Below are 17,467 nucleotides of genomic sequence, written 5' to 3'. Positions count from 1 at the left end.
CAGTCGAACGATTTAGTTATTTACCCCTCTTGTTTTGACAAAATAAAGATTTCATTTGTGGTTTACTGTTAGGAAGAGATACTTGTCCATTAAAAAGTATATGCGTGCAAGTAGACTAATAGAACAAGGAATGAACCATAAATATTATTCGTCAAAGAGGAGTGGTTGAATGGAATCAGTAACAAGAGCGAGGACCGAAGTGATAGGTGTGGAGAGTACATTCTGGGAAGCCTTGAGGTTGAAAGCATATGCTCAAGGTAAAAAGTTACTGCTTGATCGTGGCTGGTTACATGTGTTCGTTGGTTTTTTATTAGGGCGGGCAATCATCTTGTCAGTCGTGTCACCTTTCGCTGTAGCATTTCTTGCAACATTGTGGTTCATGCAGAAAGACAAAGCCGCAAAAACATTGTTGGCTACTTTGGTAGGAGCATTTACTATTTCATTATCACAGGGCTTATTTGTTGGAATAGCGATGTTTTTCTTTCTGATCCTAGCAACAATTTTTAAAAACATAAAGGGACAATATGCGAAGATACCAATATTGGTTTTTCTTGCCACAGTAGGACCAAGAATTTGTTTATATTCATTTTCCGGACAACTTACTTCCTATGAATGGATGCTTATATTAGTAGAGGGTGTATTAGGAACTGTCCTCGTCTTGATTTTTATGCAAAGCGTCCCACTACTTTCTAAAAATAGATATCGCCCAACCTTAAAGAACGAGGAAATTGTCTGTATGATCATTCTTATTGCTTCCATTCTAACGGGTACTGTTGGGTGGGAGTTGTACGGTGCATCAGTGGAGCAAGTTTTATCTCGATACTTTGTATTGATTTTTGCCTTTGTTGGGGGTGCTGCAATTGGCTCGACGGTCGGGGTAGTTGCAGGACTTATTTTATCTTTAGCGAATGTGGCTAACCTTTATCAGATGAGCTTATTAGCATTTTCAGGGTTACTAGGCGGCTTATTAAAGGAAGGTAAAAAAGTTGGCGTAGGTGCAGGATTGTTAGTTGGTACGTTCTTAGTAGGAATCTATGGAGATTCAAATGCTCTCATTCCTTCGTTAGTCGAGTCGACAATGGCGTTTCTATTATTTTTAGTAACACCTGCTAGTTGGTTTAAACAATTATCACGCTATATTCCAGGAACAGAGGAACATACCAATGAACAGCAGCAATACTTGCAGAAAGTCCGTAACGTAACAGCAAAAAGAGTGGAACAATTCTCGGAGGTATTTGATGCCTTATCAAAATCCTTCAGTACGGCAGAGAATTATTCTCTGGAAGAAGAAGAGTCTCAACGAGAAACGGATTATTTTCTAAGTAATGTAACGGAGAAAACCTGTCAAACTTGTTTTATGAAGGAACGTTGTTGGCAGCAACAATTTGATACGACGTATTCTCTAATGGGGGAAATAAAGCAAGATCTTACTACAGCTAATGAGCCTGGTAGAAGATTAGTCCGTGAGTTTGAGAATCATTGTATAAAGTCACGTAAAGTAATTGATACCATGCGGGAAGAAATGTCATATTATGAAGCCAATCGAAAGCTGAGGAAGCAAGTAGTAGAAAGTAAGAAATTAGTCGCGGAGCAACTTAAAGGGGTTTCCGATGTCATGGATGATTTTGCTAGGGAAATTCTTAAGGAACGAGAACACCACGAGAAGCAAGAAATGCAAATCATTCATGCTTTAAAATCCATTGGTATTGAATTAGAAAAATTAGATATCTATCGATTGGATAAAGGTAATGTGGATATTGAAATGACTGCTGCTTTCTATGATTACCATGGCGAAGGTGAAAAACTTATCGCACCAGTGCTATCAGACATTTTAAATGAAACAATCGTTGTGAAGCAGGAGGAAATATCACCATTTCCAAATGGATACTCCTTCTTGGCATTTGGTTCTGCGAAGGAATTCACAGTAGAGACAGGAGTTGCCCATGCCGCAAAAGGTGGCGGCATAATCTCTGGTGATAGTTATACGATGATAGAATTAGGAGCAGGAAAATATGCGATGGCAATCAGTGATGGCATGGGGAATGGGGTTAGAGCTAGTGAAGAGAGTAGGGAAACATTACGTTTACTCCAGCAAATCCTACAGACTGGTATACCTGAAAAGGTTGCTATTAAATCGATTAATTCCATCCTGGCACTACGGACAACGGATGAAATGTTTGCAACCTTGGATTTAGCAGTTATTAATCTTCATAATGCTTTTGTTAGATTCCTAAAAATCGGATCTACACCAAGCTTTGTTAAACGTGGTAGTCAGCTCATGAAAATAGAAGCGAGTAATTTACCTATGGGGATTATACAAGAATTTGATGTGGATATTGTCAATGAACAGTTAAAGGCAGAAGATATCTTGATTATGATGAGTGATGGTATTTTTGAAGGTCCAAAACATGTTGAAAATATTGATCTATGGCTAAAACGTAAAATCAGAGAAATGGAAACAGATAATCCACAAGAAATAGCAGACCTATTACTAGAGGAAGTAATTCGCACTCGTTCAGGAGAAATTGAGGATGATATGACGGTGCTGGTTGCAAAGGTGAAAAAGAATATACCAGAATGGGCTACTTTTCCAATCTACCAAACGAAAGCACAATAAAATATACTAGATTCCTTCTAATTTATGTATACTTCCAACCTTTTTTGTCGATGATGGTAAAGGAATAATTTGGAGGTGTTCGTATTGAAGAAGGGGACTTTAAAACAAATTCTACTAATTACGGATGGGTGCTCTAATAAGGGAGAAGACCCAGCAGCAACAGCTGCATTAGCTCTTCAACAAGGTATTACGGTAAATGTTATAGGTATTTTAGAAGACGACCAAACAGAAGAACCTGAAGGGTTACAAGAGGTCGAGGAGATTGCTCTTTCCGGTGGAGGAGTAAGCCAACTAGTGTATAAGCAAGCATTATCTCAAACCGTCCAAATGGTAACCAAACAAGCCATGACACAAACGATTCAAGGCTTTGTTAACATGGAACTAAAGCAAATACTAGGGAAAGAACAAACAATGGAAGATTTAGATCCAGAGAAGCGCGGAGAAATCATGGAGGTAGTAGAGGATTTAGGAGAGACAAGTGATTTAGAAGTCTTAGTATTAATTGATACGAGTGCAAGTATGCATGATAAACTGCCTACTGTTAAGGAAGCTTTGATTGATTTATCCATTAGTCTTAATTCTAGGGTAGGGAGAAATCGATTTGCAATTTATAATTTCCCGGGTAAACGTAAAGATATTGATAAAGTACTAGACTGGTCACCTCGATTAGACAGTATATCTTCTGTATTTCCGAAGCTTACAAGCGGTGGGATCACACCAACAGGTCCAGCTATTCGGGAGGCAATGTATCAGTTTGGTAAGAAAAGCTTGCTAAGGAGCTTACGAAATAACCATGAACAAGACATCGAAAACGTATGATACTTTTTTAAGACCTGGGATAACGATTCAAGGCAAATGGCACCATAAGCAATATGTTATTATTCGAAAGCTCGGGAAGGGTGCTATCGGTTCGGTTTACCTTTGTGAATCAAATGGTAAGAAGGCTGCACTAAAAGTAAGTGATAAAAGTGCTTCTATTACAATGGAAGTAAATGTTCTAAAGTCACTAGGAAAGGTCCAAGGTAGAAGTCTTGGGCCTTATTTATTGGATGTAGATGATTGGATTGTCCCTGGTGTAGGGGCGTTTTCTTTCTATGTCATGGAATATATTCAAGGAAAGACACTTCCTGAATATATGAACCAACGTGGGGAAGAATGGATAGGGGTATTTATGCTTCAGTTATTAGATGACCTAGAAAGTCTACATGAGGCAGGCTGGGTCTTTGGTGATTTAAAGGTGGATAATCTCTTGGTCACCTCATCCCCGGCTAGATTGAGATGGGTTGATGTAGGAGGAACCACTCAGGTTGGAAGGGCGATAAAAGAGTATACGGAGTTTTATGACCGTGGTTACTGGGGACTCGGTACCCGGAAAGCGGAGCCGAGCTATGATTTATTTGCTTTAGTTATGGTGTTTTTAAGTGTATATCATCCGAATCATTTTCCGAAAGGACAAAATCCACAGGCTATATTATTCAATAGGGTGGATCGAGTAAAGGCATTGAAACCGTATAGTTCCTGTTTAAAAAAAGCCTTAGTCGGGAAATATCAAACAAGTGCAGAAATGAAGCAAGAGATATCAACCGTACTTTATGATTTGCAAATGCAAAAGACTACTCGATCTAACACCAATTCCATATCGAGTAGAAGGCAGGATAAATCTTCTAATGCTTTGGAGTACATTGGTTTAGTATTACTTGCTTTAGGTTATTATCTTTCATCATTGTTAATCCCTTAATTCACCTTAGTTCTATGTTAAAATGAGAGGTACTTAAGGTTAAGAAGGTGTGTATTGTGAAAGAGGAAGTAACTGACTTTATTCAGAAACACCAATTACTTGCTGCAGGGAAGACAGTATTGGTGGCGGTTTCTGGTGGTCCTGATTCCATGGCATTATTACATTATTTTAAATCCATTCGTGAGCAGTGGCAGTTAAGGGTAATAGCACTCTCTGTTGATCATCAGCTACGGGGAATAGAGAGTAAAGAGGACCTTTTATATGTAGAGGGAATTTGCAATGAATGGGGTATAGAGTTTATCGGAACTTCTATTAACGTAAATGAGTTCAAGAAAAGAGAACAACTAGGGACACAAGTCGCTGCAAGAGTCCTACGTTATCAATTCTTTGAAGAACAGATGAGGCGGTTGCAAGCTGATTACTTAGCATTTGGCCACCATGGTGATGACCAAATAGAAACCATGCTAATGAAATTTACTCGTTCTGGTGATCCCGGTTCTATTACTGGAATACCAGTGAAAAGGGCGTTCGCAGGTGGTCAAATCATTCGACCATTTCTATGTCTTACAAAACAGGCAATTGAAGATTATTGTAAAAGAAATGGTATTAATCCGAGGTTAGACCCATCTAATAATAGTATTGATTATACTCGTAATTTTTTTAGAAAACAGATTGTTCCATTACTGAAGGCTAAGAACAGTAGCTTACATAGAACCATGCAACATTTACATGAATCACTTGAAGCGGATAAAGAGTTCATACAAATGGAAGGCGAAAAAATGTTTCAGGAGGTTGTCCATTTAGAAGAAAATCCGAAAAAAGTCATGTTTGACATCGATGTGTTTAAGTCGCGTGCATCTGCTTTACAAAGAAGTACCTTTCATCTAATATTAAACTATCTATATGGTGACTTACCTAAGGATCTGTCTTATGTCCATGAAGACCAATTCTTCTCATTAATGGCTAGTCAGAAAAGTAATACGCAAATTGATTTCCCACGTCATTTAAAGGTACTAAAAGCATATAATAAGCTTATCTTTTATTTTTACCATGAAGAACCTGTATTATCAGATTTTCACGATGTTATTCCAATTCCAGGTGAAATAAGCTTACCAAACGGTAGTAAGCTAATTGCTACATATATTGATCATGTTCCGGGGCAGAATGAGAATACATATATTTGTTTGGAAAATAATATAACCCTTCCACTACATATTAGATTTCGTCGAGAAGGCGATCGAATGAGCTGGAAAGGCCTGAATGGTAGCAAGAAGTTAAAAGATATTTTTATGGATGCAAAAATACCCTTACATGAACGGAATAGATGGCCAGTTGTAACGGATAATAATGGAGAAATAATTTGGTTAGTGGGATTAAAGAAAAGGGACTCGATACCTAGGCAGGATAAATCCTTATATATACAGTTATATTATGAAAAAGGCATATTGTAGGAGGATAATTGTGCATAACGATATTAAAAAGATACTCATAACAGAAGAAGAAATTGCAGCGAAGTGTAAGGAAATTGGTGAACAGCTAACAAAGGAGTATGAAGGTCGTTTTCCATTAGCGATAGGGGTACTAAAAGGGGCTCTGCCATTTATGTCCGATGTGTTACGAGAGGTTCAAACGCATTTAGAAATGGACTTTATGGATGTGTCTAGCTATGGCGGAACCAATATGGTTTCATCGGGAGAAGTAAAGATTTTAAAGGATTTAAACACTAAAGTAGAGGGTCGAGACCTATTAATAATTGAAGATATTATTGATAGTGGGAACACATTACGTTACTTAGTAGACTTGTTTAAATATCGTAAGGCTAATTCTGTAAAGATTGTCACTCTACTGGATAAGCCTTCTGGCAGAACCGCAGACATCAAAGCGGATTTAGTTGGGTTTGAAGTTCCTGATGAATTTGTCGTTGGATATGGATTAGATTACGATGAGAAGTATCGAAATCTGCCATATATTGGTGTTCTTAAGCCAGAAATTTATGGCGGAGAAGAATAGGGAAGAACCCTGTAAAGTCTCTATAGATACAGGGAGTAATTAGTTGTAAAATTTAAATTTTATATGATACTATTGTTAATAGTTTTTCCCATTTGGGAGGAGGTAGGCAATGAACCGAGCATTCCGTAATGGATTTTTTTACTTAATGATATTTTTGGTTATAATAGCCGCTATTAGTTTAATAAGTGGTAATCATGAACAGGCTGAGGAACTTAATGTTAATAAGTTCATGCAGTCACTAGAAGCAGGTGAAGTGAAGGAATTAACCATGCAGCCTGTGAATGGGATTATGCGCTTTACAGGTACATTGAAAAATGATAAGCAGTTTGTTGCTCAAGTTCCTGATAATGACGATATTATTACCGATATCACGACTAAAGCAAGAGAGCAAAGTGTGTTAGATGTAGAGCCCATGGATCAACCAAGTATTTGGGTGACACTACTAACAACAATGATACCGTTCTTAATCATTGGACTTTTATTCTTCTTCCTACTTAGTCAAGCTCAAGGTGGCGGCGGTGGCCGTGTAATGAACTTCGGTAAAAGTAAAGCAAAAATGTACAACGAAGAAAAGAAAAAAGTACGCTTTACAGATGTAGCCGGAGCAGATGAAGAGAAACAGGAGCTTGTAGAGGTAGTCGAATTCTTGAAAGACCCTCGTAAGTTCTCAGCAATTGGCGCTAGAATTCCTAAAGGGGTTCTACTAGTGGGACCTCCGGGTACTGGTAAGACATTGCTAGCACGTGCAGTAGCTGGTGAAGCTGGAGTTCCATTCTTCTCTATCTCAGGTTCTGATTTCGTTGAGATGTTTGTCGGTGTGGGTGCTTCTCGTGTGCGTGATTTATTTGAAAATGCGAAGAAGAATGCCCCATGTATTATCTTTATCGATGAGATTGACGCAGTAGGTCGTCAACGTGGTGCTGGACTTGGTGGTGGTCACGACGAACGTGAGCAAACACTAAACCAATTACTAGTTGAGATGGATGGTTTTGGCGCTAATGAAGGAATTATCATTATTGCTGCAACAAACCGCCCTGATATTCTTGACCCTGCCCTTTTACGCCCAGGTCGTTTTGACCGTCAAATCACGGTTGATCGTCCAGATGTAAAAGGCCGTCAGGAGGTTCTTAAGGTACACGCAAAAAATAAACCTTTAAACGCTTCCGTAGATTTAAAAACAATTGCGATGCGTACTCCTGGGTTTTCAGGTGCGGATTTAGAAAACCTTCTGAATGAGGCAGCTTTAGTAGCCGCACGACAAGATAAGAAGGAAATTGATATGACTGATGTTGATGAAGCAATCGACCGTGTAATTGCTGGTCCGGCTAAGAAAACAAGAGTTATATCAGAGAAAGAACGCAATATCGTAGCCTATCATGAAAGTGGTCATACGATTATTGGAATGGTACTTGATGAGGCCGATATCGTTCATAAGGTTACGATTGTCCCTCGTGGTCAAGCTGGTGGATATGCGGTAATGCTTCCAAAAGAAGACCGTTACTTCATGACGAAGCCAGAGCTATTTGATAAGATTACAGGTCTACTAGGTGGGCGTGTAGCAGAGGAAATTGTTTTTGGTGAAGTTAGCACCGGTGCATCAAATGACTTCCAGCGCGCGACTGGTATTGCTCGTAGAATGATTACGGAATTTGGTATGAGTGATAAACTAGGTCCGTTACAATACAGTAGTGGCGGCGGGGAAGTATTCTTAGGAAGAGATATTGGCAATGATCAAAACTATAGTGATGCCATAGCATATGATATTGATAAGGAAATACAGAATTTCATTAACTATTGCTATGATCGTGCGAAGACCATTCTTACGGAAAATCGCGATAAACTAGAGTTAATCGCTCAAACGCTTCTTGAAGTGGAGACTTTGGATGCTAGACAAATCAAGTCTTTATTCGAGAAAGGTGTTCTACCTGATCCAGAGGATTATGAAGTAGACGAAGAATCCGATAAAGATCTTAAGGTAAATATCACCTCCAAAAAAGATGATGAAACCGTAGACTCATTTGATGAGGCAAAAGCAAAAGCTGATGAAAAGCTACGCCAAGAAATTGAAGAAGATAAAGATAAAAATGAATTTTAGATAAGAAGGGGCAGCCTAATTAATAGGCTGCCTTTTACATTCTCGATAGGAAAGAATAAATAATCTTAGCCTTTTCACTAGTTTTAGCAAAACTAACGCTCGAAAAAGGACGGGCGAATGCGAGTTTTTCTAATCATCCTAAAGTTAGTTCCTGAGATTTCACTTACGTTTTTGAATTTGGTATATTATTAAAGACTCCGGAGTTCTGCAAATAAACAAGAAAGAACTTTTGGTAAACATATACTATTTAGGAAGGAGCTACATAATGCTCTTTGTACTGGATGTAGGAAACACCAATACGGTTTTGGGAGTTTTTGAACAAGAGAAGCTAAAATATCATTGGCGAATTAAAACCGATCGTTACAAAACCGAAGATGAATACGGAATGTTAATAAAATCATTATTTAATTTTAATGGAATAGAGCTTACAGATATAAGTGGTGTGATTATTTCATCAGTTGTCCCTCCAATTATGTTTTCGTTGGAGAGAATGTGTAAAAGGTATTTTATGATGGAACCAATCATTGTAGGGAAGGATACCGTCGAAACGAAATTAAAAATGTGCTATCCAAATCCTAAAGAAATTGGGGCAGACCGTATTGTAAATGCTGTTGGAGCAATCAAGGAGTATCAAGCACCATTGGTTGTGATAGATTTTGGAACCGCAACAACATATTGCTATATAAATGATGCAGAAGAATATTGTGGTGGAATTATATCACCGGGTATTAACATTTCAATGGAGGCACTGTACCAACGAGCTTCCAAGCTACCCAAAATAGAAATTGAAGCGCCGGCCAGCATCGTAGGTAAATCAACTGTTGAAGCAATGCAATCAGGTGTTTTCTATGGATATATTGGCCAGGTTGATGGTATCGTGACTCGAATCAAAAAGAACTTCCGTACTAACCCAACAGTTATCGCAACGGGAGGACTAGCTTCTCTAATAGGGGATGCTTCTGAAACTATTGACCATGTAGATCCATACCTAACATTAAAAGGGTTATACGAGATTTATCATATGAATCAACCAAATCAGTCATAAAGGAGATTGTTTATCCATGTCAGATTACTTAATTAAAGCAACATCATTTAATGGGAGAGTTCGTGCGTACGCTATACGTTCCACCAATACAGTTGAGGAGGCGAGAAGACGCCAAGATACTTGGGCTACTGCATCTGCAGCGATGGGACGCACCATTACGATTGCAACGATGATGGGTGCGATGCTAAAAGGAAATGACTCATTAACGGTAAAAGTAGAGGGTGGAGGCCCAATTGGAGCAATTGTTGTTGACGCTAATGCGAAGGGTGAAGTTAGGGGCTATGTTTCAAATCCCCATGTTGATTTTGATCTGAATAGTAAAGGGAAGTTAGATGTCGCTCGTGCTGTAGGGACAACAGGTAATTTAACCATTGTAAAGGATCTAGGATTACGTGATTTCTTTACCGGACAAGTGCCAATTGTGTCTGGTGAAGTAAGTGAAGATTTCACCTATTATTTTGCGACCTCAGAGCAGGTTCCATCTGCAGTAGGAGCTGGAGTATTAGTAAATCCAGATCAAACTATTTTAGCTAGTGGTGGATTCATTGTTCAACTTATGCCTGGGGCAGATGAAGAGGTAGTCGATAAGCTTGAGAAAAGAGTACAATCCATCCCACCTATTTCCTCTCTAGTAGAGGCTGGCAAAACACCGGAAGAAATATTGGAGCTACTATTTGAAGGTGAAGAATTGAAAATTCATGAAAAAATGCCGGTGCAATTTAAGTGTAAATGTTCGAAGGAAAGAATAGCGAACGCAATAATTGGTTTAGGGAAAGATGAAATTCAACAAATGATAGATGAGGACCACGGAGCAGAAGCTACTTGTAATTTCTGTAATGAGGTATACAAGTTCTCAGAAAAGGAACTTGAAGAATTAATCGAAGCATAAACTTTGTAGTGTTTGGAAGGAGTAATCTATGTCAAAAAAACTACTATTAAGCATAATTGTTGTACTCCTTATTACAAATGTTGCAACAATGCTGTTATGGAGAAATGATCAATCAAACGAATCTGCACTTGATGATGAAACAATTGATACAGATAAGCCAGTTGCTTCTATTGGAGGAAAAGATATTTCCTATACCGATTGGATGAAGGCATTAAAGTCGAATTATGGAGAGAATCAATTAAAAAGTATGGTAGATCAGCAAGTGGTTAAAACATTAGCAAAGCAAAATGGGATTACGGTAAGTGATAAAGTTATCAAACGTGATATTGCATTGCTTACGACCATGCAAGGAGTCACCTCTGAAACGAAACTCAAGGAACTCGAACAGAAATGGACCGAAGATATTACGTATCGTTATCAACTGGAAGCTTTACTAGCGAAAGATATTACGGTTTCAGATGATGAGGTGCAAACTTACTACACAAAGTACGATGGGCAATATCAATTCAATGAATCGGTTCAGCTTTCCCATATTTTAGTTTCCGATATGGAAACTGCTGAAAAGGTTTATAGCGAATTGGAAGATGGAGCAACATTTTCTTTATTGGCAAAGGAATATTCCATTGATGAGGCTACCAAGGATAATGGAGGTTACTTAGGCTTTAACTCTGTTGATACAGAATTTCTTCCAGATAATTATTTCGATATAGTTGAGGGGTTGGAGGAGTATTCTTATAGTGAACCGTTTGTAACAACTAACGGTATAGCTATATTGTATTTGCATAAAAGCTTACCGGAAATTACATTCACCTTCGACGAGTTAAAACCTTACATTCGTAATGAACTTGCCTTACAAGCTTCGAATCAAAATCTAATAGCTGACCGTTTATGGGATGAGTTAGATATAAAATGGATATATGGGGAATAACTTAATAAGAGAAAATCATTTTGCAAGAAACCTTTGCTAATGATCGCAAATAGTCCAAATTAATTTTTGGACTTTTTTGTTGACAGTTTAGTACTGTGAGAATAACATTATAAATAAATCCTATAAGTTTAGTAGGGATTATTGGGAGGTATTTTAATGAGAGTTGCAGATAATATTACTGGATTAATCGGGGAAACACCTATCGTGAAATTAAATCGCATTACAGACGAAAATAGCGCAGATGTTTATGTTAAATTAGAGTTTTTCAATCCTGGAAGCTCTGTAAAAGATCGTATTGCTTTAGCCATGATTGAAGCTGCAGAAGCAGAGGGGAAATTGAAGGAAGGCGACACAATTGTTGAACCAACTAGTGGGAATACTGGTATTGGTCTAGCAATGGTAGCAGCCGCAAAAGGATATAAGGCAGTACTTGTTATGCCTGATACGATGAGTCAGGAACGTCGTAACTTGTTACGTGCTTATGGGGCTAAGTTAGTGTTAACTCCAGGTGCGGAAGGTATGAAAGGTGCTATTAAAAAAGCAGAAGAGCTTGTTGAAGAAAATGGCTACTTCATGCCACAACAATTTGAGAATAAGGCAAATCCGGAAGTTCATGCACGCACAACAGGTAAAGAGATTGTAGAGCAAATGAAGGATGGGCTAGATGCATTTATCTCTGGAGTTGGTACTGGAGGAACGGTTACTGGTGCTGGTAAGGTTCTTAAGGATCATTTCAAGGATATTAAAGTCTATGCTGTAGAACCAGTTGATTCTCCTGTGTTATCTGGTGGAAATCCTGGTCCACACAAAATCCAAGGTATTGGTGCTGGTTTTGTTCCTGAAGTTCTAGATACAAAAATCTATGATGAAATCATCCAAATTACCAATGAAGATGCATTTGCTACCTCTCGTGAAGTAGCAAAAACAAACGGAATTTTAGGTGGTATCTCTGCAGGTGCTGCAGTTGCTGCTGCTATCAAGATTGCGAAAGAATTAGGCAAAGGGAAGAAAGTCCTCGCGGTGTTCCCTGATAATGGGGAACGATATCTTTCAACAGCTCTTTATCAATTCGACGAAGAGTAAATCCTTAGAAGGTTAGTATCAGATTATGATACTAACCTTCTTTATTGTGACAGAACGGAATGATATAGCTGTGGGTAAATTGTGCAAATGCGGGTTTTTCCAAATTATGATAGGATGGAACTAGATATTTTTTGAGAAGGGAAACGATTAAATGCTTTTAAAAACAGCATCCAAAATATATGATCTATCAGCGAGAACACATATTATGGGCATACTAAATGTAACACCAGATTCTTTTTCAGATGGTGGAAGCTATACGACTGTTGCTAGAGCGGTTGATCAAGCAGTGAAAATGGAACAACAAGGTGCTGATATTATTGATATAGGTGGAGAATCAACTCGACCAGATCATGCCCCCGTTTCAGCGGAAGAAGAAATAGCTCGAGTCATACCTGTTATTAAGGCGGTAAAGCAAGCTGTAAATATTCCTATTTCTATTGATACGTATAAAGCAGAAACTGCGCGACAAGCAGTAGAAGCTGGTGCGGATATTATTAATGATGTGTGGGGAGCGAAACGCGATCCGGAGATTGCCTCTGTGGCTGCTCGGTATCAAGTTCCAATAATTTTGATGCATAACAGGACAGAGGATAACTATCACGCTTTAATGGATGATATGATACAAGACCTTCATGAAAGCATCGATATTGCTATAAAGGCAGGAGTATCAAAGGAAAATATTATTTTAGACCCCGGAATTGGCTTTGCGAAGAATGCGAAAGAAAATCTCATTGTTATGAACAACTTAGAGCGTTTGACTGCGATGGGTTATCCATTATTACTAGCAACATCCAGGAAACGATTTATAGGTAGTGTTTTGGACTTGCCGCCGGCTGAAAGGGACAATGGTACAGGAGCTACGACTTGTCTTGGAATAACGAAAGGTGCACATATGGTCCGTGTTCATAATGTGAAAGTGAATGTAGAACTGGCTAGAATGATGGATGCCATGCTACGTGTGGAGGGGTAATGATGGATAAAATAATACTAACCAATATGCAATTTTATGGGTATCATGGTTTATTACCGGAAGAGAAGCGTTTAGGACAACGCTTTAAAGTAGATCTAGAACTGTTCTTAGATACAAGTAAGGCTGGTTTGTCCGATGCAATGCAGGATTCCATCGATTATAGTCAGGCATATCACCGTGTGAAAAAGATAGTAGAAGGAGAATCAAAGCATTTAATAGAGGCAGTTGCAGAGACAATTGCTTCAGATTTACTTTCTGCATTTTCCATGTTAAAGGCCTGTAATGTAAAGGTAATTAAACCGGATCCACCAATTGCGGGGCATTATGAATCAGTTGCAATAGAGATTTATCGGGAGAAACATCATGAATAAAGCATATCTTGCACTAGGTACTAACATCGACCCAAGACAATCTTACTTAAGCAGAGCAATGGAATTATTAGAGAACGAAAAAATAACAATTTTAAAGAAGTCATCTATATATGAGACTCCTCCGGTTGGGTATACCGACCAGGCCGACTTTCTGAATATGGTATTAGAAGTTCAAACGGTTCTTTCTTCTGAGGGTCTATTAAACACCTGCCAAACTATTGAGAAAGAACTAGGTAGAGAACGACTAATCCGGTTTGGTCCGCGAACAATTGACCTTGACATTTTAGTCTATAATGATGAAAATAAGAAAACGGAGCGCTTAACGATACCACATCCTAGAATGCATGAAAGAGGATTTGTATTAGTCCCCTTACATGAGATTGCTCCAAACTTAAAGCTACCATCGTTGAATAAGACCACCGATGAATTGCTTCAAGAACTTCCTGCAAAAGAAAAGAAGGATATTACTATATGGAACAAATCAGAACAGGGAAAAGAATTAAGGCGTTTCGAAAATTAAAGCGTTATACGCAAGTAGAATTAGCGATGTTACTTGGAATATCGTTAAGTGAACTTGGTGCAATAGAGAGAGGTACACGAACTGCTTCAAGTGAATTAATTGAAAAATTAGCGGAGACGCTAAACATAGAGCGTGATGAACTTTTAGGAATTCAGGAGGAATAATGATGTGGAATATTGGGGATATTACGATACCCAACCGCGTAACACTTGCACCGATGGCTGGGGTAAGTAACTGGGCATTCCGTTTAACGGTAAAAGAATTTGGTGCAGGTCTTATCACAGCTGAAATGGTTAGTGATAAAGGCATATTAAATCGTAACAAAAAAACCATGAGCATGCTCTATATTGATGAACAAGAAATGCCAATGAGCCTTCAAATATTCGGGGGAGATAAGGACTCTCTTGTACAAGCTGCACAATACGTGGATCAAAACACAAATGCTTCTATTATTGATATTAATATGGGCTGCCCTGCACCTAAAATCACAAAGATTGATGCGGGGTCCCGTTGGTTACTTGATCCAGATAAGATTTATCATATGGTCAAAGCGGTAGTGGAGAATGTCGAAAAACCAGTAACAGTAAAAATGCGCACAGGCTGGGATGAAGATCATATTTATGCAGTTGAAAATGCGAAAGCAATAGAAGCCGCAGGTGGTAGTGCAATTGGTCTTCATGGAAGAACTAGAAAACAGATGTATGAAGGATATGCAAATTGGGACATTATTAAGGAAGTAAAACAAGCCGTTACCATTCCGATCATTGGAAACGGAGACATAGACAGTCCAGAGATTGCTAAGAAACGTTTGGATGAAACGGGAGTCGATGCTGTTATGGTTGGACGCGCTGCACTAGGTAATCCCTGGATTATTTATCAAATCGTGAAGTATTTGGAAACGGGTGTACTCATTCATGACCCATCTCCACGAGAAAAGATAGAAGTTTGTCGCCTTCATATGGATCGTCTTATTACATTAAAGGGCGAGAAAGTTGCTATAATGGAAATGCGTAAACATGCCGCCTGGTATCTGAAAGACATTAAAGGTAACGGGAAAGCAAGAAAACAAATTAATCAAGCAGAAACGCGTGAAGAATTAGTGAATATTTTATTTGAGTTTGTTAGAGAAGTAGAAGCGGATATGAAAGCTTCCTAAATGAAGGGCAATAAAATCTGCTAGAATATCTAGCAGATTTTATTTTATAGGTTTTACTCGAAGAAGTATAATTTCTATGGACCCAGGTAGTGAGAAACAATAGATTTAGTAACTTTAGTTGATGATAAAGCCTATAGAGGTGTAAAATGTAGGTTATATTGAGATAATAATAATAGATTTACATAGTAGAATTAATACCAAATTATATCGTAAATAATGAATAATGGAGTGATACTAGTGTCAGAAGAATTAAATGAACATATGCGTGTCCGACGCGAAAAGCTTGATACATATCGTGAAAAAGGCCTTGACCCATTCGGTGGAAAATTCACTCGGACAAGTTTGGCTACAGATTTACAAGCAAAGTACGACCAATATACAAAAGAAGAATTAGAAGAAACTGAGTATAATGTAACCATTGCTGGAAGAGTCATGACAAAACGAGGTAAAGGTAAAGCTGGGTTTGCACATATTCAGGATTTGTCTGGACAAATTCAACTATACGTCCGTAAAGATGCAATTGGAGAAGAAGCTTACGAAATTTTCAATTCCATAGACCTTGGTGATATTGTTGGGGTAACTGGTGTCATGTTCAAGACAAATGTCGGCGAATTATCCATTAAGGTAACAGAGTTTGAGTTGCTAACCAAATCTTTAAGACCACTTCCTGAAAAATATCACGGTCTTAAAGATGTCGAGCAAAGATACCGCCAGCGTTATTTAGACTTAATTACTAATATGGATAGTAGAGAGACTTTCGTAACTCGTAGTAAAATCATTCGTGCTATGAGAAATTATTTAGATTCTAATGGCTTCCTAGAAGTAGAGACACCGATGATGCATAGTATCCCTGGTGGAGCAAGTGCAAGACCGTTTATTACTCACCACAACGCTTTAGATATTCCGTTATATATGCGGATAGCGATTGAACTACATCTTAAGCGTTTAATCGTAGGTGGACTGGAAAAGGTTTATGAAATTGGAAGAGTATTTCGTAATGAAGGGGTATCGACTAGACATAACCCAGAATTCACGATGATTGAATTGTATGAAGCGTATGCCGATTATCATGATATCATGGAACTCACTGAGAATATGGTTGCACATATTGCAGAAGAAGTACTTGGTACAACGACTGTCACATATGGTGAACACGAGATAGATTTAAAACCTCAATGGAAGAGATTGCACATGGTAGATGCTGTAAAAGAATATACTGGTGTAAACTTCTGGGAACATATGAGTGATGAGAAGGCAAGAGAGTTAGCCAAGGAACATGGTATCGAAATAAAGGACAATATGACTTTTGGACATGTTGTAAATGAATTCTTTGAACAAAAAGTAGAAGAAAAGCTTATTCAACCGACCTTTGTATATGGTCATCCAGTGGAAATCTCTCCACTTGCAAAGAAAAATGAAGAGGATGAGAGATTTACGGATCGTTTTGAATTATTTATTGTAGCTAGAGAACATGCTAATGCATTTAGTGAACTTAATGATCCGATTGATCAACGCGAGAGGTTTGAAGCTCAAGTTAAAGAAAGAGAAGAAGGAAATGATGAAGCTCATCTTATGGATGAAGATTTCTTAGAAGCACTTGAATATGGTATGCCTCCAACAGGGGGCCTAGGAATTGGGATAGACCGACTAGTTATGTTGTTGACTAACTCACCGTCTATTCGTGATGTACTACTATTCCCGCAAATGCGTAATAAATAACTATCTAACAACAGCAGAAAGCCTCTTGTTCTAGAGGCTTTCTTTTTAATATAGTGTATTTATCTACATTACCAAAAATTTCCTTGTATAAAAGCTTGATAAAAGGTTAGAATCATGGTAAATTATATTTCGTTGCTTCTAAAAACGAAGCTAACAAAAGTAATTAAAAAAGTTGTTGACTTGAAGTTGATAACATGATATATTATTTAAGTCGCTAATTTGCGGCGCGGTTATGAATCGCGAAAACTTCTTAAAAAAAGATGTTGACACTGGGTTTACAGTGTGATATAATGTAAGAGTTGACGCAAAAAACAAAAACATTTTGC

The 17,467-nt window shown here is 38.2% G+C and carries 16 protein-coding genes; all 16 read left to right on the top strand.

What is annotated here, in order from left to right:
- Nucleotides 1-169 precede the first annotated feature (169 nt).
- The 16 genes from spoIIE (at nucleotide 170) to lysS (ending at nucleotide 17,141) form a co-directional block, all read left to right on the top strand.
- Nucleotides 170-2,617: a stage II sporulation protein E gene (gene spoIIE, locus G5W_RS0105365; protein WP_010094847.1), complete on the top strand. Its 2,448-nt coding sequence runs from the start codon at nucleotides 170-172 to the stop codon at nucleotides 2,615-2,617.
- 84 nt (nucleotides 2,618-2,701) lie between these two features.
- On the top strand, nucleotides 2,702-3,436 hold the full coding sequence (locus G5W_RS0105360) for a vWA domain-containing protein (RefSeq protein WP_010094845.1): 735 nt from the start codon (nucleotides 2,702-2,704) through the stop codon (nucleotides 3,434-3,436).
- Nucleotides 3,411-4,355, top strand: coding sequence for a protein kinase domain-containing protein (locus G5W_RS0105355; RefSeq protein ID WP_010094843.1), 945 nt, complete (start codon nucleotides 3,411-3,413; stop codon nucleotides 4,353-4,355). Before G5W_RS0105360 ends, G5W_RS0105355 begins: the two co-directional genes overlap by 26 nt.
- A gap of 56 nt (nucleotides 4,356-4,411) precedes the next feature.
- Nucleotides 4,412-5,806: a tRNA lysidine(34) synthetase TilS gene (tilS, locus tag G5W_RS0105350; RefSeq protein WP_010094841.1), complete on the top strand. Its 1,395-nt coding sequence runs from the start codon at nucleotides 4,412-4,414 to the stop codon at nucleotides 5,804-5,806.
- Nucleotides 5,807-5,816: 10 nt separating this feature from the next.
- Entirely contained in the window at nucleotides 5,817-6,365 is a 549-nt protein-coding gene (hpt, locus tag G5W_RS0105345) for a hypoxanthine phosphoribosyltransferase (RefSeq protein WP_010094839.1), read from the top strand.
- A gap of 109 nt (nucleotides 6,366-6,474) precedes the next feature.
- Nucleotides 6,475-8,460: an ATP-dependent zinc metalloprotease FtsH gene (gene ftsH, locus G5W_RS0105340; protein ID WP_010094838.1), complete on the top strand. Its 1,986-nt coding sequence runs from the start codon at nucleotides 6,475-6,477 to the stop codon at nucleotides 8,458-8,460.
- Between the two features lie 265 nt (nucleotides 8,461-8,725).
- A complete protein-coding gene (locus tag G5W_RS0105335; RefSeq protein WP_010094836.1) occupies nucleotides 8,726-9,505 on the top strand; it encodes a type III pantothenate kinase in 780 nt (259 codons plus the stop codon).
- A 16-nt stretch (nucleotides 9,506-9,521) separates the two neighbouring features.
- Nucleotides 9,522-10,394, top strand: coding sequence for an Hsp33 family molecular chaperone HslO (hslO, locus tag G5W_RS0105330; RefSeq protein ID WP_010094834.1), 873 nt, complete (start codon nucleotides 9,522-9,524; stop codon nucleotides 10,392-10,394).
- A 28-nt stretch (nucleotides 10,395-10,422) separates the two neighbouring features.
- The gene (locus G5W_RS0105325) at nucleotides 10,423-11,322 is read left to right on the top strand and encodes a peptidylprolyl isomerase (RefSeq protein ID WP_010094833.1); all 900 of its coding nucleotides are present in this window, start codon (nucleotides 10,423-10,425) and stop codon (nucleotides 11,320-11,322) included.
- 156 nt (nucleotides 11,323-11,478) lie between these two features.
- Nucleotides 11,479-12,405, top strand: coding sequence for a cysteine synthase A (cysK, locus tag G5W_RS0105320; RefSeq protein ID WP_010094831.1), 927 nt, complete (start codon nucleotides 11,479-11,481; stop codon nucleotides 12,403-12,405).
- A 151-nt stretch (nucleotides 12,406-12,556) separates the two neighbouring features.
- Complete coding sequence (gene folP, locus G5W_RS0105315; protein ID WP_010094829.1) at nucleotides 12,557-13,375, top strand: dihydropteroate synthase; 819 nt, start codon at nucleotides 12,557-12,559, stop codon at nucleotides 13,373-13,375.
- A 2-nt stretch (nucleotides 13,376-13,377) separates the two neighbouring features.
- Nucleotides 13,378-13,746 (top strand): dihydroneopterin aldolase, encoded by a 369-nt coding sequence (folB, locus tag G5W_RS0105310; RefSeq protein WP_010094826.1) that lies wholly within the window; start codon nucleotides 13,378-13,380, stop codon nucleotides 13,744-13,746.
- On the top strand, nucleotides 13,739-14,266 hold the full coding sequence (folK, locus tag G5W_RS0105305) for a 2-amino-4-hydroxy-6-hydroxymethyldihydropteridine diphosphokinase (protein WP_010094824.1): 528 nt from the start codon (nucleotides 13,739-13,741) through the stop codon (nucleotides 14,264-14,266). The genes folB and folK overlap by 8 nt, the downstream gene beginning before the upstream one ends.
- Nucleotides 14,218-14,430, top strand: coding sequence for a helix-turn-helix domain-containing protein (locus tag G5W_RS0105300; RefSeq protein WP_010094822.1), 213 nt, complete (start codon nucleotides 14,218-14,220; stop codon nucleotides 14,428-14,430). The genes folK and G5W_RS0105300 overlap by 49 nt, the downstream gene beginning before the upstream one ends.
- A 2-nt stretch (nucleotides 14,431-14,432) precedes the next feature.
- The gene (gene dusB, locus G5W_RS0105295) at nucleotides 14,433-15,422 is read left to right on the top strand and encodes a tRNA dihydrouridine synthase DusB (RefSeq protein ID WP_010094821.1); all 990 of its coding nucleotides are present in this window, start codon (nucleotides 14,433-14,435) and stop codon (nucleotides 15,420-15,422) included.
- 237 nt (nucleotides 15,423-15,659) lie between these two features.
- Nucleotides 15,660-17,141: a lysine--tRNA ligase gene (gene lysS / locus G5W_RS0105290; protein ID WP_010094820.1), complete on the top strand. Its 1,482-nt coding sequence runs from the start codon at nucleotides 15,660-15,662 to the stop codon at nucleotides 17,139-17,141.
- Nucleotides 17,142-17,467 lie beyond the last annotated feature (326 nt).

The sequence above is a fragment of the Ornithinibacillus scapharcae TW25 genome, from assembly GCF_000190475.1.
Classification (GTDB): Bacteria; Bacillota; Bacilli; order Bacillales; family Amphibacillaceae; genus Ornithinibacillus; species Ornithinibacillus scapharcae.
Note: the sequence above shows the minus strand (reverse complement) of the source record. Positions and strands in the feature narration are given on the sequence as shown.